This window comes from Arthrobacter sp. UYP6 (assembly GCF_040547315.1).
Taxonomy (GTDB): domain Bacteria; phylum Actinomycetota; class Actinomycetes; order Actinomycetales; family Micrococcaceae; genus Arthrobacter_B.
Genome location: NZ_JBEPPM010000011.1, coordinates 112,545 through 135,673 on the forward strand (window position 1 = coordinate 112,545; position 23,129 = coordinate 135,673).

Consider the following 23,129-nt stretch of genomic DNA (forward strand, 5'->3'; position numbering starts at 1 on the left):
AGAACACCATGCAGCGAAGAAATTTCCTCCGCCTGGCCCTTGCCGGGGCGGGAACCGCCGCCCTGGCGGCCGCCACCGGCTGCGGAACCGGATCGGCGGCCGCCGATGACCGGCGGATCCGCATCATCGTCACGGAATCCGCGCCCTATCAGGAGCCCACCAAAATCGCCGCCCGGCTCCTGGAAGAGCGGGGCTGGACGCTGGACGCCACCTATGTCACCGACATCATCCAACCCAATCTGGCCGTGTCCAACGGTGAATTTGATGCCAACTATTTCCAGCACGGCGCATATCTGCAGCAGTTCATTGCGGATAAGAACCTGCAACTGGACCCGCTGTTCTACGTCTACGGATCACCGGGCGGCATCTGGTCCGAGCGCTGGAACTCCCTGCAGGAACTGCCCGACGGCGCCCGGATCGCGTTGCCGGTGGATCCGGCGAACAACGGCCGCGCGTTGGTCCTGCTGCGCGATGCCGGGCTGCTGGAGCTGAAGGAGGGCGTGGGTGTCATCAAGGTGTCGCAGGAAGCGATCACCGCCAATCCCCGGAACTTCGAATTTGTGGAAGTGGACCAGCAGTCCCTGTCCAAGACCCTGCCCGATGTAGACGCCGGTTTCCTCTTTGTGCGCCTCGCCGCCGAGATTGGCCTGACCGTGGAGGGTGCGCTGGCCTTTGAAGCGGAAGCGGACCAGCTTCCGTTCCGTTGTGTGGTTGCCGGCACCGCCGATTTCGCTGCCACCGAAAAAGCCCGGGTGCTGCAGGAGGCGTACCAATCAGGGGAGGTCCGGCAGTGGTTTGCCGACTATATGGGCGGGGTGCTGCCAACGCCGTGGGACACCGACCCGCTCGATGAGCTCTCTCAATGGTGGCAGGCATGAGTGCCGGTGCAGGGGAGGCGCTGCCGGAGAATACCCCGGACACGCGGACCAGCCCGGAATCCCGCTACCAGAACCTCGCCGCTCGGTTCCGGCCGGTTTTTGCGCGCATCGCGGCGGGATCACTGGACCGTGAGCTCACCCGCACCCTGCCCTTTGAACCGGTGCAGTGGCTGAAGGATGCCGGTTTTGGCGCCGTGCGGCTGCCCGCCGGGGCCGGCGGCGACGGTGCCAGCCACGCGGAGTTCTTCCGGCTCCTGGTAGAGCTGGCTGAAGCCGATTCCAATGTGGCACACCTGCTGCGCTCCCACTTTGCCTTTGTGGAGACCATTGGCCGTGAAGATGCCGGGTTCCGAAAGCGCTGGTATGCGCGGGTGGCCGCCGGAGAAATCTTCGGCAATGCCGCCACCGAGCGCTCGGGCAACGCCCTGGGAACCACCAACACCAAGCTGCGCCCCGGGGTGGAGGGCTGGGTGCTGGACGGGGAAAAGTACTACACCACGGGCAGCATCTTTGCCGACTGGATCGCTGTCATGGCCACCACCGACGGCGTCCCCGGGCGCCAGTATGCCGTGGTTCCGGTTGACCGTGAGGGCGTGCGGATTGTGGATGACTGGGACGGCTTCGGCCAGCAGCACACCGGCACCGGCACCACGTACTTCCGGCAGGTGCACGTTCCCGCCCGGGATGTGATTCCGCGCGGTGCTGCCGACACCACACTGGAGGCGGCATTTTTCCAGTTGGTTCTGCTTGCAGTCCTTGCCGGCATCGGCAGGGCCGCGGTCCGTGACGCCGCCGCTCTGGTCCGCGGCCGCAAACGCACCTTCAACACCGGCAGCGGCAGCCTGTTCCGCGACGATCCGTTGATTCAGCAGCTGGTGGGCCGGCTGTCGGCCAAGGCGGCAACGGCGGAGGCCATGGTCCTGGCTGCGGCAGTGGAACTTGACGCCGCCGTCGACCCGGCGCTGGACCTGACCCCGGAGCAGGGATACCTGCGCACGGAGCTGGCGGTGGACCGGGCCCAAATAACCGTGCCGGAGCTGGTCCTGGATGTTGCCCAGGGCCTGTTCGACGTCACCGGCGCTTCGGCCGTCTCCACGACAAAGGCCCTGGACCGGCACTGGCGAAACGCCCGCACGGTCGCCACCCACAACCCCGCGGTCTTCAAGGCACGCGGCGTGGGGGACTGGGAGATCAACGGGACGGTGCCGCAGGGGCTGGGCAGCATCGGCGATGCACCCGCTGGGCCGGCACCCGCTGCCCCGGCACCCGCCGTCGTGCCCTAAAACCGTGCGGGCAGCGCCAGCGACTTAAAGCTTGGCGAATCGGGCGCGCAGGATGCCGGTGTAGAGGCCGTAGCAGAGCAGGCCCAGACCCACGGCGCCCAGCGCCAGCCAACCGAAGGGCTGCCCGCGCAGGGCATGGAGGGCGCCGTCGAGCCCGGAGGACTTCTCCGGATCGGCGGTGAAGGCGGCCACCATCACCAGGATGCCCAGAATGGCCAGCGAGATGCCCTTCGCAACAAAACCCAGCGTGCCGGTGACCGTGACGGCGCGGTCCCAGGTGCCCGGCGGAACCGCCTGCAGGTCCTTGCGGAAGCGGCGGGCGGCGCCCTTGAAGATGAAGTATCCGCCCACGACGACGATCCCCAGTCCCACCACGCCAAGCAGCACCGCGCCGGCCGGCTGGGCCATCAGCCGGGCGCTCCAGCCCGCCGAACTCTGCCTGCTGTCCTTGGCGCCGCCCAGGGCGAACGTGCCGAAGGACACGCCAATGGCGCCGTACGTGAGGGCCTGGCCTGCGGCGGAACCGCGCATCCTCCACACCTGGCTGCCCTTCAGGCCACGCCCGTCGAGCCAGATCCGGGACAGCTGGAAAAGCCCCAGGGTCAGGCAGCCCAGGAAACAGATCCACAGCAGGATCAGCCCGCCTGGCTGTCCGGCAAGGGTGGATACGGCGCCGGAGGAATCCGCGCTGCCGCTGCCGCCGGAGCCGGAGGCAATCTGCAGGGCAATCACGCCGATGAGCAGGTGCAGCAGCCCGCTGGCTACGTATCCCAGGCGGGCTGCGCGTTCAAAGCCCTTCGACTGCGCCGCCTTCTGCGCGGCCGAGGTCAGCCTGGCTCCGTGTCCGGTGTGCGTCAAAACTGTCCTCCAAGATTCGGGCAAACGCTGTGGGGCGTTCGCCGGTCAGATGCGGGTCTGCCTTCCATCCTGTCACCTGTGGCGATGTTGCTGTGCGGCGGACTAGGCTCGAATGATGGATGCGGCAGAAGTGAAGCGGGTGTGTCTGCAGTTCCCGGGCGCCTATGAGGACTTTCCCTTCGGCCCGGAATCGTCGGTGTTCAAGGTGCAGGCCTCCGGCGGCAAGGCCAAAATGTTTGCGTTGTGTGCCCTGGACGGAGAGCCCCTGACCATCAGCCTGAAATGCGAACCTGAGCTGGCCCAGCAGCTGCGGGCCGCCCATCCGCAGATCAACGGTGCCTGGCATATGAACAAGACGCACTGGAATTCCGTAGTGCTCCACGGACTGGAGGATGGGCTGGTGCGCGACCTGGTGGAGGATTCCTACGACCTGGTGGTGGCGTCGCTCCCGGCCAGGGACCGTGCATCGCTCGCCTGGAAAGGCCTGGCGGGCGGATGAGCCGGGAGCTGACCTACCCTGATGCCGGCTTCACCCGCCGGCCCTATCCGCGGCCGCTGACCGATCACTGGCCGGAGGGATACCGGCTGCTGCTGCGCCGCGAAAGGCTTGATATCCCTGATCCGGCCGCCGGATTCCTGCGTCTGGCCAACGGGGTCCTGGACTGGGATTTGCACCGGCGGGCCGGGCTGCGGGTAGCGGCGGGCACGCCGCGCGCCGCCGCGGGGGTGGAAATGGCTTCGGGGATCGGCGTGGGTCCGCTGCGCTATTACGCTCCCTGCCGGGTGCTGTGGGCCGAGGAGCCGGAAATGGACGACGACGGCGCGCCCTTGCCCGGCCAGCGCGCCGGTTTTGGCTACGGCACACTGCGGGGCCACCCGGAGCAGGGAGAAGAGGGGTTTTATGCGGAGTTGGACGAAGAGGGAAAACTCATCTTCCGGGTCGCCGCGTACAGCCGTCCCGCGAACCGGGTGATCGCTGCGGGGGACGCCGCCAACCGCGGGGTGCAGGCCTTCTTCACCCGGCGCTATATGAGCGCAGCCTACAGGCTCGCCTCCGGCAGCTGAGCGCGGCGCAGCACAAAGCCCAAATCCAGGCCGGGGACCTCCACGGGAAGGAAGCCTGCGCTGAGCAGAAGTGACTGGGACGCGGCGTTTTCCACTTCCGTGTGGGCGATGACCCGTGAAACCTCCGGCTGTTCCAGCGCCTGACGGGCCATGGCGATCAGTGCTTCGGTGGCATATCCGCGGCCGCGCCGGGAAGGAACCACGCTGTAGCTGACCTCTACGTCCCCCTCTTCGGGGAGGATCAGGAAGCCGATGGTGCCCACTACAGCAGCGGTGTCGCGTTCGCGGATGAACCGCGTGGTCAAGGGCTCAGCGACGGAGTTCAGGCCCTGTTCAAAGAATTGGCGGGCGGCGTCGTGGTCGGTGGGCTGCGGAAAGTCCGCCGCCCAGCCCGGCAGCCGGGACTGGATGATGAGGGCGTCCACCTCGGCGGAGGAGATGGGATCCAGTTGCAGGCGTTCGGTGGGGAGTCCGGTAGACGGGGCCGAACGTTCAGGGGTGGTGGTCACTGAGTAATTGTCCACGCTCCGACAGTTTTTGCTGCCATTTGGTGAGGAGAGTCCTTCCCCTTCCTCGCGAGATGGCAGACGATGCTGCTCTCAGCGCTGGGAAGGACATCTACTGCCATCTCGGCGGGGGGCTGTGGATATCCTCTGCAGGGGCCGGGCGAAAGGGCCATTCTTGCCGCATGCGAATCCCTCAGCCGTTGCCTGAAACCCTGGCCTTCGAACCGTTCACCGTCCATGAGGCCGATGCCTACGGCGTCAGCCGCGGCCGGCTCCGGCACGCCCGGATTATTCGGCTGAGCCGGTCCATCAAATGTGTGGAGGCCCTGGACCTGGCGGAGCAGCAGCGGCTGCCGCCGCACCGACGCTACCGGGCCTACACCCGCGTGACCCTGTATTCGGTGGCGTCCCACCGGACCGCGGCCGAGGTGTGGGGATTTCCGCTGCCGCCCGGCAACGGCGCCGCCCAGCTGCACATCCTCCGCCCGGCCGGGATGGCACCGCAGCGGCGCGAGGGGGTGTGCGGGCACACCGGGCGCCTGTTCAGCGGCGAGGTGTGCGTGGTGGAGGGACTCGCCCTGACCTCGAGGGAAAAGACCTGGCTGGATCTCGCCCACCGGCTGAGCGTTGATGACCTAACGGTGATCGCGGATTTCCTCATCCGGCGGCCCCGGCCCGAGCACGAAGACCGGACGACGCCGTACGCCACCCAGGATTCGCTGCTGGCGGTGATCGCGAGGCATGGCGGAAAACGGGGAATCCGCAAGGCACGGCTGGCGCTGGAAATGAGCCGCATCGGAGCGGATTCAGCCCAGGAAACCCGTCTGCGCCTGGCTTTGGCAGAGGCCGGCCTGCCGGAGCCGCTGGTCAATGAACCGATTCGCGGCGACGACGGCGGCCTGCACCACCAGCCCGACCTCACCTACCCGCTGTACAGGGTGGCGGTGGAATATGAAGGCGCCGGCCACAGCCAAACGGATCAGGTGGAAAGCGACATTGGCCGGGAGGAACGGATCCGCGCCCTGGGCTGGACAGAGGTCCGCATCTCACGCCGGCACATGACCGGGGACGCCCGGGCGGCGGTCAACAAGGTGCGGGCAGCGTTGATTGCCGGCGGCTGGCGGGCCGGCCCCCTCGCTCCCTAGCCCCTTCGCGACGAAACCCTCCACGAGATGACAGTAGGTGCTCGTCTGCGGGCTGAGACGAGCACCTACTGGTATATCGATGGGAGGGAGAAGGGAGGTTAGCCGAAATGCTTCGGCAGGGTCCCCTCGTGGGCAACCTTGAGCTCGGACAGCGGCAGGACAAAGTGGCCCTGGAAGTCCAGTGCGCCAATCTCGGTGTCCACCACGCCAATGCGCATGTGAGCGTAACCGCGGGCGCCGCACATGTCCTTGAACCGGACCTCTTCGCTGCGGGCCACGGAGACCACGGCACGCGACTGGGATTCGGAGAACAGCATGGTGAACAGGTCCACGCCGTCGCGCTCGCAGGCCTCGTCCAGGCCAATCCGGGCACCGACACCGAAGCGCAGCGCCATTTCGGACAGGGCCGCGGCAAGACCGCCCTCGGAGAGGTCATGCGCGGCGTCGATCATGCCGTCGCGGGAGGCATTGACCAGCAGCTCGCCCAGCAGCTTCTCCGTCTGCAGGTCCACCACGGGCGGCTGCCCGCCCAGGTGGCCGTGCAGGTTGGCGAATTCGGAGCCGTCCAGCTCGTCCTTCGTGACACCCATCAGGTAGATCGCCTGGCCGTCCTCACGCCAGCCCGACGGCGTGCGGCGGGCAACGTCGTCGAACACGCCCAGTACTCCCACCACCGGGGTGGGATGGATGGCGACGCCGCCGGTCTGGTTGTAGAGCGAGACGTTGCCGCCGGTGACCGGAATGCCCAGTTCCTGGCAGCCGTCGGCCAGTCCGCGGACGGCCTCGGCGAACTGCCACATGACCTCGGGGTCCTCCGGGGAGCCGAAGTTCAGGCAGTCGGTGACCGCCAGCGGGGTGGCGCCCGAGGTGGCCACGTTGCGGTAGGACTCGGCCAGGGCCAGCCGCGCCCCCTCGTACGGGTTCAGGTAGGTGTAGCGGCCGTTGGCATCGGTGGAGATGGCCACGCCCAGACCGGTGGTTTCATCCACGCGGATGACGCCGGCGTCGTCGGGCATGGCCAGCGCCGTGTTGCCCTGCACATAGCGGTCAAACTGGTTGGTGACCCAGGACTTGTCGCACATGTTCGGGGAGGCCATCAGTTCCAGGATGGAGGTCTTGATCGCTTCGGCGCCGAACGGCCGGGTGCCGGCGAAGGCATCCGCCTGAACCGTGTCCTGCCACTCGGGGCGGTGGAAGGGGCGGTGGTAGACCGGACCCTCGTGCGCCACGGTCTTGGGATCAACGTCAACAATGGTTTCGCCGTCCCAGTCGATGATCAGCCGGCCGGTGCCGGTGACCTCGCCAAGCCAGGAGTACTCCACGTTCCACTTGTCCATGATCGCTTCGAACGCCTCGACGTTCTCCGGCGTCACCACGGCCATCATGCGTTCCTGGGACTCCGACATCAGGATTTCGCCCGGGGTCAGGGTGGGATCGCGCAGCAGCACCTTGGTCAGCTCCACGTGCATCCCGCCGTCGCCGTTGGAGGCAAGCTCGCTCGTCGCGCAGGAAATGCCGGCCGCGCCCAGGTCCTGGATGCCCTCCACCACGGAGGCCTTGAACAGTTCCAGGCAGCACTCGATGAGCACCTTTTCGGCGAACGGATCGCCCACCTGGACGGCGGGGCGCTTGGAGGGCTTGGTGGCGTCAAAGGATTCCGAGGCCAGCACTGACGCTCCACCAATACCGTCGCCGCCGGTGCGCGCACCGAACAGCACCACCTTGTTGCCCACGCCGGAAGCGTTGGCCAGGCGGATGTCCTCGTGGCGCATCACACCCACAGCCAGTGCATTGACCAGCGGGTTGCCCTGGTACACGGAGTCAAAGACCACTTCGCCGCCGATGTTCGGCAGGCCCAGCGAGTTGCCGTAGCCGCCGATGCCGGAAACGATGCCGTGCACCAGGCGTGCGGTGTCCGGGTGGTCGATGGCGCCGAAGCGCAGCGGGTCCATCACGGCAACGGGGCGGGCGCCCATGGAAATGATGTCGCGGACAATGCCGCCGACGCCGGTCGCCGCACCCTGGTAGGGCTCCACGAACGAGGGGTGGTTGTGGGATTCCACCTTGAAGGTCACGGCCCAGCCGTCACCGATGTCCACCACGCCGGCGTTCTCGCCGATGCCCACCAGCAGGTGTTCCTTCATCTTCTCGGTGACCTTTTCGCCGAATTGCGACAGGTGCACCTTGGAGGACTTGTAGGAGCAGTGCTCGGACCACATGACCGAGTACATGGCCAGTTCCGCTGCGGTGGGGCGGCGGCCCAGGATCTCCACGACGCGGTTAAACTCGTCTTCCTTCAGGCCCAGTTCGGCCCAGGGGAGGTCGGTTTCCGGCGTGGCGGCGGCGTGCTCCACCGTGTCGATGCGGAATTTCTTCGCTCCGGTGGTGGAGTCTGCGGAAACTGTCATGATTTGCCTCCGGCAACAAGCGAGGTGAGTACTGAGGTGAAGATGCCCAGGCCGTCGGTGCCGTAGCCCAGCCCGACCTCGCCGTAGGCGGAGGAATCCGGGCCGAAACCGGCCTCCACTGCGTGTTCGGGGTGCGGCATAAGCCCGACGACGTTTCCGGCGGCGTTGGTGATGCCGGCAATGTCGCGGCGTGAGCCGTTGGGGTTGAAACCGTCGTAGCGGAACACCACGCGGCCTTCGCCCTCCAGCTCGTCCAGGGTCTTTTCGTCCGCAACGTACTGGCCGTCCTGGTTTTTCAGCGGAATGACCATGCCGGAGTTCTTCTCGTAGCCGGCGGTCCAGGCGGTGGAGTTGTTCTCCACGCGCAGCAGCTGGTCGCGGCACATGAACTTCAGGTGGTCGTTTTTGATCATCGAACCGGGCAGCAGATGCGCCTCGGTGAGGATCTGAAAGCCGTTGCAGATGCCCAGCACGGGCATGCCGCCCTTGGAAGCGTCCACCACCTTTTCCATCAGCGGCGCAAACCGGGCAATGGCGCCGGCACGCAGGTAATCGCCGTAGGAGAAACCGCCGGGAATGATGACGGCGTCCACGCTTTGCAGGTTCGCTTCGTTGTGCCAGAGGCCGACGGCGGTGCCGCCGGCGAGCGTGACCGCACGGGCGGCGTCCCGGTCGTCGAGGGTGCCGGGGAAGGTGACAATGCCGATCCGGAGTGCCCGCAGGGCATCGTTGTCGGGGGCGACGGAGAAGTCGCCAATCAGGGGAGTGCTCAAAATCAGGCCTCCGGGATTACTTCAACGCGGGTGACGTCCTCGATGACCGGGTTGGACAGCAGCGTGGCGGCTGCCGTGCGGGCCTGTTCGAGGATTTCTTCAGTTACGTCTCCGTCTACGGTCAGCTCAAAGCGCTTGCCCTGGCGGACCCCGGTGAAACCGGTCAGGCCCAACCGCGGCAGGGCGCCGGCAATGGCCTTGCCCTGCGGATCGAGGATTTCGGGTTTGGGCATAACGTCAACAACGATCCGGGGCATCCGGGCAACTCCTGTGAGAGAAAAATGGGTGGCCGCGGACCCTGCCGTCTCACGCTGATTCAGCGCTCCGCGAGCTTGCACTGTCCAGTCTAGCGGCGTTTTCCGTGCCCGTCCTTTCGTGTCGCCGCCGGCCCCGGAACAGCCCGGGGCGGCCCGAATCCGTTTAGTGGGCGAGCAGGCGCTGCACGAATTGGCGGGTGCGCTCCTGGCGCGGCGCAACGAGCACCTCTGAGGGCGGCCCTTCCTCGACCACAACGCCGCCGTCCATGAAGACGACGCGGTCCGCGACATCCCGTGCGAAGCGGAGCTCATGCGTAACAAGCAGCATGGTCCAGCCTTCCGCGGCCAGCTCTCGAATGGCTTCAAGGACTTCACCCACGAGTTCCGGATCGAGCGCCGAGGTGGGTTCGTCGAAGAGCAGCAGCCGCGGCTTGAGGGCAAGCGCGCGCACAATGCCTACCCGCTGCTGCTGCCCGCCTGAGAGCTCAGAGGGGTGGGAGCCGCTCTTGTCTGCGAGTCCCACGCGTTCGAGCAGGGCCAGTGCGTCAGTCGTGGCCTCCGCTTTGGGCCGCCGCTGCACCCGTACCGGCCCCTCGATGACGTTTTCGAGCACCGTCCGGTGTGGAAACAGGTTGTAGTGCTGGAACACCATGGCGCTGTGCTCGCGCAGTCCGGACACCACTGAGCGTGACGGCTTGGCCCCGAAATCCACCGGGCTGCCGTCGCCGAAGCGCACCGTGCCCGAGTCCGGAACCTCAAGTCCGTTCAGGCAGCGCAGCACAGTGGTTTTTCCCGAACCGCTGGGCCCAATGAGGGCAACCACCTGGCCCCGTCGGATATCCAGGTCAATGCCCTTGAGGACCTCCACGTCGCCGAAGCGCTTGTGCAGGTCCCGGGCGTCCAGGACGGCGGCTTCGGAATCCCCGGCGTTTTCAGTTGGCGACATGGCGGTCAAGTCTCCTCTCCAGTGCCGACTGCCCGGTTGACAGTGCAAGGCAGATGATCCAGTAGATGAAGGCGGCCTCGATGTAGATGGCCATGAATTCCCGGCTGAAGGCGGCAATTTCCTGTGCCCGGCGGAACATCTCGGTGACGGTGATAACCGAGGCCAGCGAGGTGTCCTTCACCAGGCTGATGAACGTGTTGGAGAGCGGCGGCACGGCCACCCGGGCCGCCTGGGGCAGGATGACGCGGATAAGGGTCTGCGCCGGTGACATCCGGATGGTGTACGCCGCCTCCCACTGCCCGCGCGGCACCGAGAGGATCGCGGCCCGGATCACCTCGGCGGCGTAGCCGCCCACGTTCAGGGAGAAGGCAATGGCCGCGCTGGGCCAGGCGGGAACAAGGATGCCAATGGAGGGCAGGCCGTAGAAAATGATGAAGAGCTGCACCAGCAGGGGAGTGCCTCGAATGATCGAGACGTAGACGCGCGCTGCGGCGGACAGGATTCGCACCTTGGACAGCCGCAGAAGCGCGACGCCCAGCGCGATGGCAAGTCCCACCACGAACGACACGAGTGCAAGAGGGATGGTGCCCTTGATGGCACCGCTCAGGAGTGCTGGAAATGATTGCAGGATGAGGTCCCACGTCGACTGATCCATAGCGGGCCCTTACTGTGAGACGTCTTCGCCGAAGTATTTTTCGGAGATTCTGGCGAGCGTGCCGTCCGCCCGCAGCTCGTCAAGGGCTCCGTTGACGGCATCGCGCAGCTCCGTGTTGCCTTTCGCGATGGCAAAGGCCGAAAGTGCCGAGTCATCGGTTTCCGCGGCAACCTTAATCGGGGCATCCGGCGTCTGCAGCATGTAATCGAGGTAGGTCAGCCGGTCATTGATGGTCGAATCAACGCGTTTCTGCCCCAGCAGTGCCACCGCCTGGGCCCAGCCTTCCACCGCTTCAACCTTGGCGCCGTTCTCCAGCGCAAGTTCGTACCAGTTGCTCGTCAGTGACTGGGCTGTGGTTTTGCCCTCAAGATCAGCGAAGGAGCTAATGGAGGTCTCATCCGCGCGCACCACCAGCACGCCGGGGCTGACGGTATACGGTTCCGAGAACTCGTATGCATCCTCGCGTTCGGGGCTGATGGACACCTGGTTGGCCACCATGGCGAACCGGCCGGCGTCGAGTCCTGCGAAGAGAGCGTCCCACGCGGTCTCTGCGAACTCCACTTCCACTCCGAGCTTTTCTGCAACCGCCTCAGTGATTTCGACGTCGTAGCCGGTCAGGTTCCCGGTGCCGCCTTCATGGAAGCTGAACGGGCGGTAGGTGCCCTCGGTGCCAACCACAATGGTGCCAGCCTCCCGGATGCCATCAAGCTGGTTTCCTGCCGCGGTTCCTGCGCTGCCCGAGCCGCAGGCTGCGAGGGTCAGTGATGCAGCGGCCAGAGCCAGTGCCGCCACAGTCTTGTGGATGCGCATGTGTCTCCTAGGGTTTGCGTTTCACGATACGCACCGCCGGCGGAACTGCACACGGCCCACTGCGCCGGGGGCGGAGCGCCGGCGGATCGCCGGCGGTTCCGTCAGGCGGGAACGCTGATCTGGAAACCGCAGCGGCACCGCAGCACTGTGGTGTCGAGCTGGACTTCAGGAACGGAAGCGCCATCCGGGTTGGTAAAAACGGGCTCAAAAATCGACACCGTCGAGGTGTCCCGGGGCTGCATCGGCTCTCCGCAGTGCAGATACTCGGCATCCGAGCTGTCCGCGTTCAGGCAACGCGCCCACACGGACGAATGGCGGACCGGGTGCCCGTAAAACCGGTCGCACTCCGAGCAGGTGTAGCTGATTTCCAGGAACTCCGCGGCGTCCTCGCCCACGGCCGGTTCCACGGATTCAATGATGAGGTACTCCTCCGTCCCGCAGTGGGTGCACCACGGGACGTAGGGTTCCGGTGCCGGTTCTGCTGCACCTTCGGGTCTCGCTTGCGTTGACAATTTTTGTGCCTCCAGTTGAGGTCCAGACGGAATACTCCATCGCCCAGAACGGATACTAAGCATGCTTAGTCAGTTTACGTTCGGGAACGCTCAGCACCAAGTCCCGGCGGCTGTCCTCCCGGCAAAGGGGCGCGCGTCACAGCCCGCTAGAGTGAGGGCGTGAAAGCCCTTACTGCAAAGCCGGCCCTGGTCCGCCGGTACATGAACCTTTGGCCGCCCTTTGCCTTTTCCGGCATCCACATCACGCACCTGGGGGCTGACTTTCTGTCCGCCGAGGTGCGGCTGAGGCTGCATTGGTGGAACCGCAACGTGGCAGCGGTGCATTTTGGCGGCTCGCTTTTTGCCATGACGGATCCGTTCTGGATGATGCTGCTGCTGCGCCACCTGGGCGGAGACCACGTGGTGTGGGACCGCGCGGCGGAAGTTGACTTCATCAAGCCGGGGCGCGGCGTCGTGACGGCGCGCTTTGTTCTCACGCCGGCTGAGGTGGAGCGCCTCCGGAAGCTGGCTGCCGGCGGCGACAAGGTCCTGGAGTGGTTTTCCGTGGACATCGTGGACGCCGACGGCGACGTGGTGGCTCGGGTGCGCAAGCAGGTGTACGTCCGTCGCAAGCGCGAAAAGGCGCCGGTTCCGGTTTCCTAAAGGGTTCCGCCGGCCGGTCCCAGCAGGGCGGTAAGGCTCTCCCAGCGGCCGATCTGGCAGCCGTCCCGGAGCGAGAACGTCTGATCCACGGCTTCGCCGTTCACGGTGCCGGTGACGGAGGCGCGCTGCATCCCTTTAATGTCCTGGGTACACATCAGGTTCGGGTCCGGGGCAGCGAACAACGCGGTTCCCTGCTCGGCCAGCACGGCACAGGCGGCGGCCGGATCCGGTGCGTCCGAGGCCCCCACGGGGGCGGCGCCGTCGCACTGCAGGGTCCAGGTGGCGCTCGGGGTCTCGCCGTCTTCGCGGTATTCGATGCTCAGCGAAGTGTCCGCGGCCGCTGTGTCCGGCGCTGCGGTCCCCGTCGCGGACGGAGACGTTGACGGAGCTGTCGATGACGGCGCAGACGGAGAGGGCGACTCAGCCGAGGGTGCGCCGGCGGAGTCGCCGCACGCGGAGAGGGTAAGGGCGGCAACGGTGAGGACCAGCAGTCCTTGGAGCGGACGGAACATGAGTGAGACCTCCGGGTAGGCTGGCCCCAGCCTAGCCAATTCCTTCGCCGGTTTAGTCCGCGTCAGCTGCCGCCCGCGCCTGCGCAAGGAAGTACGGGCCCTGCCCGGGGTAATAGTCCTCAAACTCAGGGACCGTGCCGCCGCCGCGGACAGCCGCAAGCCGATCCAGATAGTATTCCCAGCCGGGGCCCACACTCTCGGCGGCCAGCAGATCCTCCAGATGGTGAATGAACTCCAGTCGGGTGCCTCCGGGGCTCCCCTGAAGCCGGATCTCCAGATCCCAGCTGCCAAACTCGTCCTGAACCAGCAGGCGAAGCAGTTCCGGCGCTGTGCACTCGGACACCTGCAGCCGGCTCCAGGGCAGCCCGTCCTCATAGAGCATCTGCAGGTCCACGCTTTCGCCCCGGGAGGGCGCACCCTCCCAGCGGCCAAACCATGAAGCCGCCTGGTCGGGATCGGTAAAGCCGGACCAGAGCGCGGCCGGTGGTTCGGCAAACCTGCGGATAAGTCTCAGATCGTAGGATTCGGGACCGGTGCGGATGATCCGGCCGGTGGGTTCTGGCTCCATAGCTGCTCCTGAAGGGGGTCCAGCAGGCCAAGGATGCGGGCCCGCAGCTGTTGCGACTCTTCGCTGAACTGCCGCTGGGCAGCAGCATACTCACTCCTGCCCGCTGGTGTCTCCACCGGAATCGGGGAATAGCCCCAATCCTGCAGGTCATAGGGGGAGGCGCGCATATCCATGGTCCGGATACGCCAGGACAGTTCAAAGCAGTCCATCACCAGTTCGCTGGGCAGCAGCGGCACCAGCTTGTAGGTCCACTTGTACAGGTCCATGTTGGCGTGCAGGCACCCCGGCTGTTCCAGATCTGGCTGGTTCTCGCGGGTGGGCTGGAGCTCGTTCAGGGGTGTGGCCTGCGGCGCATAGAAACGGAACGCATCAAAGTGGGTGCAGCGGATCTTGCTGCGCTCCACCAGCTCGTCGGTTCCCTGTGCACCCAGGCGCAGCTGCAGATATTCGTGGCGGATGCCGTTGGTGTCCGATTTATAGGCCATCGCCCACTCATGCATGCCAAAGCAGCCCAGGGTCGGCTTCCGGGCCGCCGTACGGGAAAGCAGCATGGCGGTGAAGGCCACGGTTTCGCCGCGCGCCGCTGCGAACGCCGAGACGTCCACCGTAACCGCCGTCGTGCCGATGTCGAGTCCCGCCGCTGCCAGCTCCGGTTCGCTGAGGGGGCGGTAGAACTTCCAGTCCCTGCGCTCGCCGGCTGCAGCGCCGGCCAGAACGACGCCGGCTCCCGGGTGCCAGCGCAGCAGCTGGCCGGGCTTCTGGGAATAGTAGGTGAAAAGGAAATCCTCCACCGGATGCTTCCGCCCGGCCGACCTGCGTTCGAGAAACCCCTGGATAAACGGCTGGACGCGCTCACCGTGCTGCCGGGACAGGGGCAGCCACTGGTCCTCGGTCAGGACAGCGGAAAAGGCGGAAGAAGTCACGTAGCCATTATCCCGCCGCCACCGCTTGTGCGGCACTGATCAGCTTCCGCATGGCCTCATTCAGCTCCTGGACCTGGTCCCGGCTCAGATCCAGCCGGTCCATCATGATCCCCGGCACCTCAGCGGCGTCCCGGCGCAGTGCCCGGCCGGACTCCGTCAGGTCCACGGCCAGGGAGCGGTCATCCCCGGGTGCACGGTTCCGGGAGACGAGTCCGGCGGCCTCCAGGCGCTTGAGCATGGGGGAAAGCGTGGCGGGCTCCATCGCCAGGGCAACGCCGAGGCCACGGACGGTGCGCGGGCTTTGTTCCCAGAGGGCAAGCATCACCAGGTACTGCGGGTGGGTCAGCCCCAGCTTTTCCAGCACCGGCTTGTAGGCGCCCACCACGCTGCGGGAGGCCACGGACAGGGCAAAGCAGAGCTGGTGCTCCAGCAGGAGGTCATCGTCTGCGGATCCCATAAATCCAGTCCTCTTCTCGAAACCGTTAGTGCACTAATGATTAGCGTACTATGGGCATCAGGCTACGACGCTACGGAAAGGTTCAGGAGATGGCGGACAAGGAAAGCTTCACCTCGAAATTTATGCGGACCACGGGCAAGGTTCGGATGATTTTCGGTCCGGCCCAGAGAAGTTCCCTGGACCATCCCATGACCGACGAAAACCAGCGGCTGCTCAAGGAGCAGCAGGCGCAGGAAAAAGCGCAGTGGGAAACCGTTACGCGGGCGGACGGCAGCAGCTATATCGTTTCGCGCAAGCCGGAGTAGCACTGCGTCGAGTAGTCGGCGAAAATATTTGCGTATTCCGCCCGCAGGAGGGCCGGCGGCGCGTACGGTTGATTAATCCCGGAACCCGGGCGCCCTGAGCGCCCTGACGGATTCCCGGCCCCAACCGCACAAGGATTTTTCCATGAGCGATGAAATCCCTCCCCGGCCGATGCCCGCCTCCCACGGTGCGGGCCCGTTGGGCAGGCTCGCCCACCTGGCATCCGTGTTCTACGGAGACGCCGAACGTGACCGGGTCACCCAGCCGGTGCAGCACCTGCATGACGGGCTGGAAGATGAGATAGATGAACAGCTGAGGTCAATCCGGGTGCTGACCGATGCCACGGGCAGGCATTACGCCGTCCGGATCCTGCCTCCCGACGAACCCGATCCGCCGGGACCGCTCCTGATGTACCGGTACTACGCGGCTCGCCCGCCGCTACCGCCGGACGCCTAGCAGACGGGACTACCGCCCGGTGCCGCCGTAGATCGTAGCCTCATCGTCGCCGTCGAGCCCAAAGGCGGCATGGACGGCACGAACCGCAGTGTCCAGCAGTTTGGCGTCGGTGACCACGGAGATGCGGATTTCGGACGTGGAAATCATGTCGATGTTCACGCCGGCGTGGTGCAGGGCTTCAAAGAAACGGTGCGAGACGCCCGGGTTGGACCGCATGCCGGCGCCGATCAGCGAGAGCTTGCCGATTTGCTCGTCGTAGTCGATGCTGTCAAAGCCCACCTCAGCCTTGGCGGCGTTGAGCGCGTCAATGGCGTCCTTGCCGTCAATGATGGGCAGCGTGAAGGAAATGTCCGTTTTCCCCGAACCTTGGGTGGAGACGTTCTGGACAATCATGTCGATGTTGGAGTTGGCGCCGGCCACGATGCCGAAGATCTCCGCGGCCTTGCCGGGAATATCCGGAACGCCTATCACCGTGACCTTGGCCTCGGAGCGGTCATGTGCAACGCCGGAAATGATGGGCTGTTCCAAGGGCTCTCCCTCTTGAATCTTGATCTTGTCATCGGGGCTGGGCAGGACCCAGGTCCCCTCATTCTGGCTAAAGGAGGACCGCACGTGCAGCGGGACGCCGAAGCGGCGGGCGTACTCCACACAGCGCAGATGAAGAATTTTGGCGCCGGAGGCGGCCATCTCCAGCATTTCCTCGCTGGAGATCTTGTCGATCTTCTGCGCGGACGGTGCCACGCGGGGATCGGCGGTATAGATGCCGTCCACATCGGTGTAAATCTCGCAGACATCGGCGCCCAGCGCAGCGGCCAGCGCGACGGCGGTGGTGTCCGAACCGCCGCGGCCCAGCGTGGTGATGTCGTGGCTGTCCCGGCTCATGCCCTGGAAGCCGGCGACGATCGCGACGTCGCCCTTTTCTATTGCCGTCTTGATCCGGTGCGGTGAAACATCGATGATGCGCGCCTTGCCGTGGATGGCATCGGTGATCATTCCGGCCTGGCTGCCGGTGAAGGACTGGGCGGACCCGCCGCGTTCATTGATGGCCATGGCCAGCAGTGCCATGGAAATGCGTTCGCCGGCGCTCAGGAGCATGTCCATTTCGCGGGCATTTCCGCCGGTGGTGATCTGGCCGGCAAGATCCAGCAGCTCATCGGTGCTGTCGCCCATGGCGGAAACCACCACCACCACCTCATTGCCGGCGGCGTGAGTATCCACCACCCGCTTGGCGACGCGCTTGATTCCTTCGGCGTCCGACACGGAGGAACCGCCGAATTTCTGAACAATCAGGCTCATGCGTACACGCTCTCTGAATCACTTCCGGTTTGCTGCCCGGCGACGTCCTCGGCGCTGTGCATCTGATGTCATCCCCGGCAGTCCAGGGAAGCCGGACCACGAAGACTGTGGCCAATCGTCAAAAGTCTATCGTTGTGGCCGGAACGCTCCGAAATAGAAGCGACATATGCACTTAACGTCACATTCGGGCGAGTCTGTCCAGGTTGCGGGGGCCTGCGGCTAGGACATGCTCCGTCGGCCCTCGAACGCCCGGCCCAGTGTAATCTCATCGGCATATTCCAGATCTCCGCCCACGGGCAGGCCGGACGCCAGCCGGGTCACGTTGATGCCCAGGGTCTTAAGCATCCGCGACAGGTAGGTGGCGGTGGCTTCACCTTCAAGATTGGGGTCCGTGGCGATGATGATTTCCGAGATCTGCTCGTCCGAGAGCCGGCTGAGCAGTTCCCGGATGCGCAGCTGGTCCGGGCCAATCCCGGCAATGGGATTAATGGCGCCGCCGAGGACGTGGTACCGGCCGCGGAAGGACCGGGTGCGCTCCACCGCAATCACGTCCTTGGATTCTTCGACCACGCAGATCATGGTGGGATCCCGGCGCGTATCACGGCAGATAGTGCAGGTTTCCTGCTCGGTGACGTTGCCGCAGATGCTGCAGAACTTCACCTTGTCCTTCACCGTAACGATCGAGGATGCCAGCTTCCTCATATCGTCGGGATCGGCCTCCAAAATGTGGAAGGCAATGCGCTGGGCGGACTTGGGGCCAATCCCCGGAAGCCGTCCCAGCTCATCAATCAGTTCCTGAACTGCGCCTTCGTACACGTGACCTTCTCTGCTGGATGGATGTGCCCGGCCGCTGAGCCGCGCTGGTGCTGCTGGTGCCTTCCGGAGCCGCCGGCCGGCGAAATCGTGTCATCAGGGGCCGACGGCGACGGCTGGATTAGCGTCCGTCGACGCTGCGTTCCTCAATCAGACGGCCGCCAAGAATCCGCTCGATGGCTTTCCTGCCCACCAGCCCGGAATCTTCGAGCCGGATGTCATCGGCACTGGGAATGTCTTCCACCAAGTTTACTTTGCTGCGCCCCGCGGAGGGGTTTGCCGAGCCGCCGCGGGGCGCAGCTTCGTTGAGGAGCTTTTGGTAGCGGCTCAACGGCCGTCCGTCGGTGGGGCCGTTGCCGGTGCCCGGTGCGGTGGCCTGGGGCGCCGGAGCCTGGGTTGCCGCTGGCTGTGCCTGCGGACGCGACGGCGCGGCAACGGCCGACGACGCCGCAGAGACGGAGGGTGCCTGCGCAGCCGGTGCCTGGGACTGGGCTGGCTGGGGAGCCTGCTGCGCTCCGGCCTGCGGCGCTCCCGCGGCCCGCGGTGCGGGGTTGTTCCCTGTGGATGCATTCCCAGTGGTTGCGTTGCCCGCGTTACCTAGTCCGGAGCCGGCCGTCCGGACGGGCGAAGAGCCGTTGCCCGCCCAGTTGGTGGCAGCCCATTCGCTGTCGGACAAATTGCCGGCTGAGTACACATCCACCGGGGGCTCGGCCTGTTCCCAGGCGTTGCTTTCCGGGCCGCCGGCATACGGATCCTCCGGCGGCTCCTGCTGCCAGTCGTCAGGCAGCGGCCCCGGCTCGGCGGGAGTAGTATTTCGGCTGCCGCGGGCCTGGAACCGGGAAGAGGACGAGGACTGCTGGCCCGATCCCTGCTGGGGGCTTTGACCGCGGCGACGGTTCAGGGCGGCTGCTGCCGCCGGACCGGGGACAGCAGCTGATGCACCGTGAGCAGGGCCCGCCTGCGCCGAAGATGCTGAGCCGTGGGAAGTGACCGGGGCAGCCGGAGCCGTGGAAGCGGCTGGTTGTGCTGATCGCACTGCCGGAGCAGGGTCGGAGTTCTTCCGGCTTCCCCCGGACAGGGGTGCTTCAGTTACGCGTTCGGCCGCTGCTGATTCCGCAGGGGCTGGTGCCGCAGGGGAAGCGGACGGAGCAGCTGCAGAATCCGGCGTCTGCGGGGCCTGCGGGGCCTGCTGTGTTTGCGGGACCTGCTGCGAAGACTGAGAGGACTGTGAAGCGGGGGACGGTGAAGCCTGTGAACCCTGTGAACCCTGTGAAGACGGTGAATCCTGTGAAGCTGCCGGAGCCTCACGGGCGTTGCGTTGCTGGGACGGAGCCTGGACCTGTGCGGAAGCCGGCGCCGGGATTAGCCGGCTACCTGCTTTTGGGCCCGACTCGCCCGCTGCCGAACTGTCCTGCACCACGTTGACCTGGCAGTCCACACCCAGGACCTGGCTGACAGCCTTGCGCAGGTTTTCCAAGTGGTCGGGACGGTTGAAGTTGGTGGCGGCACCCTGATTGCTGAACGTCAGTTCCAGGATGCGTCCGTCGAAGGACTTGGGGCTGGCGTTCTTACTGACGTTGAGCCACGTGGCGCGGCGGATGCCCGTGAGCGCGTCCATGATTTCAGGCCAGGCCCGGCGGATCATTTCGATCTGCCCGCCGGAGGCATCCCCGGCTCCGGCTGACGGCGCGCCGGTAGCAGCCGGTGTGGAGGCGGTCGGAGTATTCGTCGATGCAGCCGGAGCGGAAGAGCCAGCTGCGGCAGAGGGCATCTGCGGTGCGGCCGGCCGGGAAGCTGCCGGCTGGCGCTCACGTTCCGGGGCCGGGGTAGCGGCGGCGGCAGGGGCCTCAGCTGCACCCGGGTCGGCCGGGACGGACGGTGCGGCAGCGGCGGATCCGTTCGAAGCTGCCTGCGGCTCCGGTGCGGTGGCCCACGTTCCACTCCAGTCCAGGGGAGAGCTGTCGGAGGTTGCAGCAGCAGGCGCCGGTGCAGCTTCCGGCTGGGAAGCGCCGGGCCGAGGAGCACTGGGCTCGGACACGCTGGGCGCGGCCGGTGCGTCGGCCACAACGGCGGGTTCCTCCGCCGTCGTCGGGCGTGAAGCCGGTATGGATTCCACCGGTGACGCGGCTGCGGCGGCGCGGCCCACGGCCTCGGTGCTGTCCCCGGCATAGCTCAGGCGCCGTTCAATCCGGTCCACCCGGGCGGCGGTGCCGCGTTCAGTCTGGTCGGCAGCCGGCAGCAGAATCCGGGCACACAGCAGTTCCAGATGCAGGCGCGGCGACGTGGCGCCGGTCATCTCGGTCAGTGCCGTGTTAGTGATGTCCGCTGCCCGGGACAGCTCGGCGCCGCCCAGCTGGGTTGCCTGGGTGCTCATCCGGCTGATCTGGTCTTCCGGCATCCCGCGCAGCACCGCGGCGGCGCTCTCCGGCATGGCGTGGACAATGATCAGGTCGCGGAAGCGTTCCAGCAGGTCCTCGACAAACCGGCGGGGGTCCTGACCGGTCTGGATGACCCGGTCCACCGCGCGGAAGACGGTGGCGGCGTCGCCGGCAGCAAAGGCGTCCACGACGTCGTCGAGCAGGGAGATGGGCGTGTAGCCCAGCAGATTCACGGCCAGCTCGTAATCCAGGCCCGATTCCCCGGCTCCGGCCATCAACTGGTCCAGCACGGAGAGCGAGTCACGGACGGAACCTGCGCCGGCGCGGATCACCAGCGAGAGCACGCCGGGGGCAACCGGAACGTTTTCCTGCGCACAGAGCTTGTCCAGATAGGCCAGCAGCGGTTCCGGCGGAACCAGACGGAACGGATAGTGGTGGGTACGGGACCGGATGGTGCCAATCACCTTGTCCGGCTCCGTGGTGGCGAAGATGAATTTGATATGCTCCGGCGGCTCTTCAACGATCTTCAGCAGGGCGTTGAAGCCGGCTGAGGTGACCATGTGGGCTTCGTCAATGATAAAGATCTTGTAGCGGTCGCGGACCGGGGCAAAGGTGGCGCGTTCGCGCAGGTCGCGGGCATCGTCCACACCGCCGTGGCTGGCGGCGTCAATCTCGATGACGTCCAGGCTGCCGGAGCCGTTGCGGGCCAGTTCAACGCAGCTGTCGCACGTGCCGCAGGGAACCGGCGTCGGGCCTTCGGCGCAGTTCAGGCAGCGCGCCAGGATACGTGCGGACGTTGTTTTGCCGCAGCCGCGGGGGCCGGAGAAGAGATAGGCATGATTAACACGGTTCTTGGAGAGCGCCGCCATCAGCGGCTCCGTGACGTGCTCCTGCCCGATCACATCCGCAAAGCTCTCGGGACGGTAGCGGCGGTAAAGAGCTGTACTCACAGATAGAACCCTATCGGTTGGCACTGACGGTTTGCATCCCGGCATCTGGGCGGGGAAAACCTGTTGATCCTGAAAAAATTAAAGACCCCTCATGCACCTGCCAGAGCCCGCTTACCCTTGCTACCTTCCGGTCCTGGGGGAGTTCACAGGATGACACCACATGAGGGGCCGCGAACCAGTCTACCCGATTTTTGGAGTGCTTTTGCGGGGGTCGGTTTCGGCGGGTTTCGATGGCCCGGCTGTGCCCCCGGCGATGCCGCTGGAAGACGCCTGTTGCGGCTCCCTATATGGGGGCAGATTTTGGACGCCTATATAGGGAGCCATATGAGGAGTCATCTGGCTCTCCGTAGGTACCGGTACATGTCCCGCCAGTGCGCACCCACTTTCTGCCACGACGGCAGCAGCGCGTCCCTTCTATAGCCGGCCCGTTCGGCGGTGCGCCAGGAGCCTTCATTCCACGGCTCTATATACAGGTCGATCTGCGGTAGCTGCGCAACCGTCAGGCCCCACTCGGTCAGCAGCCCCAGCGCTGCACCCGCATATCCCTGCTTCCTGTGCGCGGGTCCCATCCAGTAGCCAATGGTGTTGGGGTTGCCGGTGCGGCGGTTGGATTGGCCCGGCCACAGGCCAATCTGTCCTACGGCCGTGTTGGTGGATGCATCGGCGATGGCGAAGGACCAGCCCGCTCCACTGCGGAGGCGCTGATGCTGGCGCTCAATGAACGCCAGAGCCTCGGCCTGCCCCGATGTGGCGGGCACCGAGGCAATCAGGGGGATCAGCGGATCCAGGGAAGCGGACTGCACAAGTCCGACGTCGTCCTCCGTGAACGCGCGCAGCGTTACCCGGGTGCCGCGCAGGACGGGCAGTTCACCCCCGCCAATGGGTGGGTTGTGTACCGGGGGCATGATGTTCCTTCCCAGGCGCTTTACGGCTCATGCGCCTGCCGGATCTTCCCTTGACTGTTAGGTACTGCAGCTCGCGCGGTGTCGCGTTGTACTGCCCCAGCCTAGTCAGAGCCTGAGGGCGCTCAGCTCCGTGGCGCCTTCCTTCCCAGGTTTGGGGCCTCCGCCCGAAGACCATGAGGTTGAGCATTCCGATCACTTCGCCGTCCTGATGGGCCACAAAGAACTTTCGAGGGTTGGCGTCCATCCATTCCCGATAGCGCTTCTCGAAGTTTGGGTCATCCACAGGTGCGCGTTCCTGTTCGGCCACCCAGACTGCTCTGAGCCGGGCGAGGCCGGGAACGTCCCCCGTGCCTGCTTCACGAATAGTGGTCAGGGGACCACCGTATGCGGGCCCCATGGCCACGTCCTGATTGCCCTTCCAGCTGCGTCCAGGAGCGGATTTGCGCGTCCCTCCAACCCCGTGTAGAGTCTTCTAAGTCGCCGCGGCCGGGAGTTGAGAAACTCACCGAGCATGGCGGCCAAACCCCACCAAAAACTTCCTGGTGATCCCGCCTGTGCCGTAAAGCACGGATACGGAAAACCGGGGCTTTGACGTGGGCTCGGACGGACAAAAAGAAGCAGGCTTCGGGAATTATCCCGAATTGCTAAAACAGTCCGGATGAAATAGAATAAAGAAACACTGCAGCGAAGAGAAAAGAAAGACATTCAATTGTTTTTCCGAGTATTTCGGATGCATCTGTTGTTTGAGAACTCAATAGTGTGCCAAGTTTATTGATACCAATTATTTTAATTGGTTGAACTGGCTGTTACCGCCCACCCCGTGGGTATGG

General features: G+C 65.6%; 25 protein-coding genes and 1 other RNA gene. 8 read left to right on the forward strand and 18 right to left on the reverse strand.

Features of this window, described 5'->3' with window-relative positions; genetic code table 11:
* Positions 1 to 8 precede the first annotated feature (8 nt).
* Positions 9 to 878, forward strand: coding sequence for a MetQ/NlpA family ABC transporter substrate-binding protein (locus tag ABIB35_RS11145; protein WP_354181364.1), 870 nt, complete (start codon positions 9 to 11; stop codon positions 876 to 878).
* The gene (locus ABIB35_RS11150) at positions 875 to 2,161 is read left to right on the forward strand and encodes an acyl-CoA dehydrogenase family protein (RefSeq protein ID WP_354181366.1); all 1,287 of its coding nucleotides are present in this window, start codon (positions 875 to 877) and stop codon (positions 2,159 to 2,161) included. The genes ABIB35_RS11145 and ABIB35_RS11150 overlap by 4 nt, the downstream gene beginning before the upstream one ends.
* Before the next feature lie 24 nt (positions 2,162 to 2,185).
* Here the strand turns inward: ABIB35_RS11150 and ABIB35_RS11155 are convergent, their stop codons facing one another.
* Positions 2,186 to 3,019: a DUF1206 domain-containing protein gene (locus ABIB35_RS11155; RefSeq protein WP_354181368.1), complete on the reverse strand. Its 834-nt coding sequence runs from the start codon at positions 3,017 to 3,019 to the stop codon at positions 2,186 to 2,188.
* A 115-nt stretch (positions 3,020 to 3,134) separates the two neighbouring features.
* Between ABIB35_RS11155 and ABIB35_RS11160 the strand changes: the two genes are divergently transcribed.
* Entirely contained in the window at positions 3,135 to 3,518 is a 384-nt protein-coding gene (locus tag ABIB35_RS11160) for an MmcQ/YjbR family DNA-binding protein (protein ID WP_354181370.1), read from the forward strand.
* Positions 3,515 to 4,084, forward strand: coding sequence for a DUF1990 domain-containing protein (locus ABIB35_RS11165; RefSeq protein ID WP_354181372.1), 570 nt, complete (start codon positions 3,515 to 3,517; stop codon positions 4,082 to 4,084). The genes ABIB35_RS11160 and ABIB35_RS11165 overlap by 4 nt, the downstream gene beginning before the upstream one ends.
* Here ABIB35_RS11165 and ABIB35_RS11170 read toward each other — a convergent pair.
* Entirely contained in the window at positions 4,060 to 4,608 is a 549-nt protein-coding gene (locus tag ABIB35_RS11170; RefSeq protein ID WP_354181374.1) for a GNAT family N-acetyltransferase, read from the reverse strand. The two genes, ABIB35_RS11165 and ABIB35_RS11170, sit on opposite strands and share 25 nt — an antisense overlap.
* A 164-nt stretch (positions 4,609 to 4,772) precedes the next feature.
* On the opposite strand from ABIB35_RS11170, the gene ABIB35_RS11175 reads away from it, so the two are divergent.
* Positions 4,773 to 5,735 carry a putative endonuclease domain-containing protein gene (locus ABIB35_RS11175; protein WP_354181376.1) on the forward strand — a complete coding sequence of 321 codons (963 nt, stop codon included), beginning with the start codon at positions 4,773 to 4,775 and terminating at the stop codon, positions 5,733 to 5,735.
* Between the two features lie 98 nt (positions 5,736 to 5,833).
* Here the strand turns inward: ABIB35_RS11175 and purL are convergent, their stop codons facing one another.
* From purL to ABIB35_RS11210, 7 genes are all read right to left on the reverse strand, one after another.
* Entirely contained in the window at positions 5,834 to 8,143 is a 2,310-nt protein-coding gene (purL, locus tag ABIB35_RS11180) for a phosphoribosylformylglycinamidine synthase subunit PurL (protein ID WP_354181378.1), read from the reverse strand.
* On the reverse strand, positions 8,140 to 8,919 hold the full coding sequence (gene purQ / locus ABIB35_RS11185) for a phosphoribosylformylglycinamidine synthase subunit PurQ (protein ID WP_502915775.1): 780 nt from the start codon (positions 8,917 to 8,919) through the stop codon (positions 8,140 to 8,142). Before purQ ends, purL begins: the two co-directional genes overlap by 4 nt.
* Positions 8,919 to 9,173 carry a phosphoribosylformylglycinamidine synthase subunit PurS gene (gene purS, locus ABIB35_RS11190; protein ID WP_354181380.1) on the reverse strand — a complete coding sequence of 85 codons (255 nt, stop codon included), beginning with the start codon at positions 9,171 to 9,173 and terminating at the stop codon, positions 8,919 to 8,921. The genes purQ and purS overlap by 1 nt, the downstream gene beginning before the upstream one ends.
* 163 nt (positions 9,174 to 9,336) lie before the next feature.
* A complete protein-coding gene (locus ABIB35_RS11195; RefSeq protein ID WP_354181382.1) occupies positions 9,337 to 10,119 on the reverse strand; it encodes an amino acid ABC transporter ATP-binding protein in 783 nt (260 codons plus the stop codon).
* Positions 10,106 to 10,774, reverse strand: coding sequence for an amino acid ABC transporter permease (locus ABIB35_RS11200; protein ID WP_354181384.1), 669 nt, complete (start codon positions 10,772 to 10,774; stop codon positions 10,106 to 10,108). The genes ABIB35_RS11195 and ABIB35_RS11200 overlap by 14 nt, the downstream gene beginning before the upstream one ends.
* A 9-nt stretch (positions 10,775 to 10,783) precedes the next feature.
* Positions 10,784 to 11,584 (reverse strand): amino acid ABC transporter substrate-binding protein, encoded by an 801-nt coding sequence (locus ABIB35_RS11205; RefSeq protein ID WP_354181386.1) that lies wholly within the window; start codon positions 11,582 to 11,584, stop codon positions 10,784 to 10,786.
* 101 nt (positions 11,585 to 11,685) lie between these two features.
* The gene (locus ABIB35_RS11210) at positions 11,686 to 12,096 is read right to left on the reverse strand and encodes a hypothetical protein (protein WP_354181388.1); all 411 of its coding nucleotides are present in this window, start codon (positions 12,094 to 12,096) and stop codon (positions 11,686 to 11,688) included.
* 159 nt (positions 12,097 to 12,255) lie between these two features.
* On the opposite strand from ABIB35_RS11210, the gene ABIB35_RS11215 reads away from it, so the two are divergent.
* A complete protein-coding gene (locus tag ABIB35_RS11215) occupies positions 12,256 to 12,738 on the forward strand; it encodes a DUF4442 domain-containing protein (RefSeq protein ID WP_354181390.1) in 483 nt (160 codons plus the stop codon).
* Here the strand turns inward: ABIB35_RS11215 and ABIB35_RS11220 are convergent.
* From ABIB35_RS11220 to ABIB35_RS11235, 4 genes are read right to left on the reverse strand one after another with little or no spacing between them, the layout of a single operon-like run.
* A complete protein-coding gene (locus ABIB35_RS11220; protein WP_354181392.1) occupies positions 12,735 to 13,250 on the reverse strand; it encodes a hypothetical protein in 516 nt (171 codons plus the stop codon). The genes ABIB35_RS11215 and ABIB35_RS11220 overlap by 4 nt on opposite strands.
* A 52-nt stretch (positions 13,251 to 13,302) precedes the next feature.
* The gene (locus ABIB35_RS11225; RefSeq protein ID WP_354181394.1) at positions 13,303 to 13,818 is read right to left on the reverse strand and encodes an SRPBCC domain-containing protein; all 516 of its coding nucleotides are present in this window, start codon (positions 13,816 to 13,818) and stop codon (positions 13,303 to 13,305) included.
* Positions 13,761 to 14,741 (reverse strand): 3-methyladenine DNA glycosylase, encoded by a 981-nt coding sequence (locus ABIB35_RS11230; RefSeq protein ID WP_502915774.1) that lies wholly within the window; start codon positions 14,739 to 14,741, stop codon positions 13,761 to 13,763. Before ABIB35_RS11230 ends, ABIB35_RS11225 begins: the two co-directional genes overlap by 58 nt.
* 7 nt (positions 14,742 to 14,748) lie before the next feature.
* On the reverse strand, positions 14,749 to 15,198 hold the full coding sequence (locus tag ABIB35_RS11235) for a MarR family winged helix-turn-helix transcriptional regulator (protein WP_354181395.1): 450 nt from the start codon (positions 15,196 to 15,198) through the stop codon (positions 14,749 to 14,751).
* Between the two features lie 89 nt (positions 15,199 to 15,287).
* On the opposite strand from ABIB35_RS11235, the gene ABIB35_RS11240 reads away from it, so the two are divergent.
* Together ABIB35_RS11240 and ABIB35_RS11245 are read left to right on the forward strand one after the other, a co-directional pair.
* The gene (locus ABIB35_RS11240; protein ID WP_354181396.1) at positions 15,288 to 15,503 is read left to right on the forward strand and encodes a hypothetical protein; all 216 of its coding nucleotides are present in this window, start codon (positions 15,288 to 15,290) and stop codon (positions 15,501 to 15,503) included.
* Positions 15,504 to 15,645: 142 nt separating this feature from the next.
* On the forward strand, positions 15,646 to 15,957 hold the full coding sequence (locus tag ABIB35_RS11245; RefSeq protein WP_354181398.1) for a hypothetical protein: 312 nt from the start codon (positions 15,646 to 15,648) through the stop codon (positions 15,955 to 15,957).
* Between the two features lie 9 nt (positions 15,958 to 15,966).
* Here ABIB35_RS11245 and ABIB35_RS11250 read toward each other — a convergent pair whose 3' ends face one another.
* The 5 genes from ABIB35_RS11250 to ABIB35_RS11270 form a co-directional block, all read right to left on the reverse strand.
* Entirely contained in the window at positions 15,967 to 17,253 is a 1,287-nt protein-coding gene (locus ABIB35_RS11250) for an aspartate kinase (protein WP_354181400.1), read from the reverse strand.
* 219 nt (positions 17,254 to 17,472) lie between these two features.
* Positions 17,473 to 18,069 carry a recombination mediator RecR gene (recR, locus tag ABIB35_RS11255; RefSeq protein ID WP_229966657.1) on the reverse strand — a complete coding sequence of 199 codons (597 nt, stop codon included), beginning with the start codon at positions 18,067 to 18,069 and terminating at the stop codon, positions 17,473 to 17,475.
* 118 nt (positions 18,070 to 18,187) lie between these two features.
* Entirely contained in the window at positions 18,188 to 21,394 is a 3,207-nt protein-coding gene (locus ABIB35_RS11260) for a DNA polymerase III subunit gamma and tau (RefSeq protein ID WP_354181403.1), read from the reverse strand.
* A gap of 77 nt (positions 21,395 to 21,471) precedes the next feature.
* An RNA gene (gene ffs / locus ABIB35_RS11265) (signal recognition particle sRNA small type) lies at positions 21,472 to 21,567 on the reverse strand.
* 159 nt (positions 21,568 to 21,726) lie between these two features.
* Complete coding sequence (locus tag ABIB35_RS11270) at positions 21,727 to 22,299, reverse strand: GNAT family N-acetyltransferase (protein ID WP_354181405.1); 573 nt, start codon at positions 22,297 to 22,299, stop codon at positions 21,727 to 21,729.
* Positions 22,300 to 23,129: the final 830 nt, after the last annotated feature.

What these genes read in the sequence shown, in the direction of transcription:
- ABIB35_RS11145 (WP_354181364.1), top strand. Translation starts at nt 9, where the DNA reads ATGCAGCGAAGAAATTTCCTCCGCCTGGCCCTTGCCGGGGCGGGAACC.
- purS (WP_354181380.1), bottom strand. Translation starts at nt 9,173, where the DNA reads ATGCCCCGGATCGTTGTTGACGTTATGCCCAAACCCGAAATCCTCGAT.
- ABIB35_RS11270 (WP_354181405.1), bottom strand. Translation starts at nt 22,299, where the DNA reads ATGCCCCCGGTACACAACCCACCCATTGGCGGGGGTGAACTGCCCGTC.
- ABIB35_RS11240 (WP_354181396.1), top strand. Translation starts at nt 15,288, where the DNA reads ATGGCGGACAAGGAAAGCTTCACCTCGAAATTTATGCGGACCACGGGC.
- ABIB35_RS11225 (WP_354181394.1), bottom strand. Translation starts at nt 13,818, where the DNA reads ATGGAGCCAGAACCCACCGGCCGGATCATCCGCACCGGTCCCGAATCC.
- ABIB35_RS11245 (WP_354181398.1), top strand. Translation starts at nt 15,646, where the DNA reads ATGAGCGATGAAATCCCTCCCCGGCCGATGCCCGCCTCCCACGGTGCG.
- ABIB35_RS11195 (WP_354181382.1), bottom strand. Translation starts at nt 10,119, where the DNA reads ATGTCGCCAACTGAAAACGCCGGGGATTCCGAAGCCGCCGTCCTGGAC.
- purL (WP_354181378.1), bottom strand. Translation starts at nt 8,143, where the DNA reads ATGACAGTTTCCGCAGACTCCACCACCGGAGCGAAGAAATTCCGCATC.
- ABIB35_RS11205 (WP_354181386.1), bottom strand. Translation starts at nt 11,584, where the DNA reads ATGCGCATCCACAAGACTGTGGCGGCACTGGCTCTGGCCGCTGCATCA.
- ABIB35_RS11200 (WP_354181384.1), bottom strand. Translation starts at nt 10,774, where the DNA reads ATGGATCAGTCGACGTGGGACCTCATCCTGCAATCATTTCCAGCACTC.
- ABIB35_RS11235 (WP_354181395.1), bottom strand. Translation starts at nt 15,198, where the DNA reads ATGGGATCCGCAGACGATGACCTCCTGCTGGAGCACCAGCTCTGCTTT.
- ABIB35_RS11175 (WP_354181376.1), top strand. Translation starts at nt 4,773, where the DNA reads ATGCGAATCCCTCAGCCGTTGCCTGAAACCCTGGCCTTCGAACCGTTC.
- ABIB35_RS11220 (WP_354181392.1), bottom strand. Translation starts at nt 13,250, where the DNA reads ATGTTCCGTCCGCTCCAAGGACTGCTGGTCCTCACCGTTGCCGCCCTT.
- ABIB35_RS11150 (WP_354181366.1), top strand. Translation starts at nt 875, where the DNA reads ATGAGTGCCGGTGCAGGGGAGGCGCTGCCGGAGAATACCCCGGACACG.
- ABIB35_RS11250 (WP_354181400.1), bottom strand. Translation starts at nt 17,253, where the DNA reads ATGAGCCTGATTGTTCAGAAATTCGGCGGTTCCTCCGTGTCGGACGCC.
- ABIB35_RS11160 (WP_354181370.1), top strand. Translation starts at nt 3,135, where the DNA reads ATGGATGCGGCAGAAGTGAAGCGGGTGTGTCTGCAGTTCCCGGGCGCC.
- ABIB35_RS11165 (WP_354181372.1), top strand. Translation starts at nt 3,515, where the DNA reads ATGAGCCGGGAGCTGACCTACCCTGATGCCGGCTTCACCCGCCGGCCC.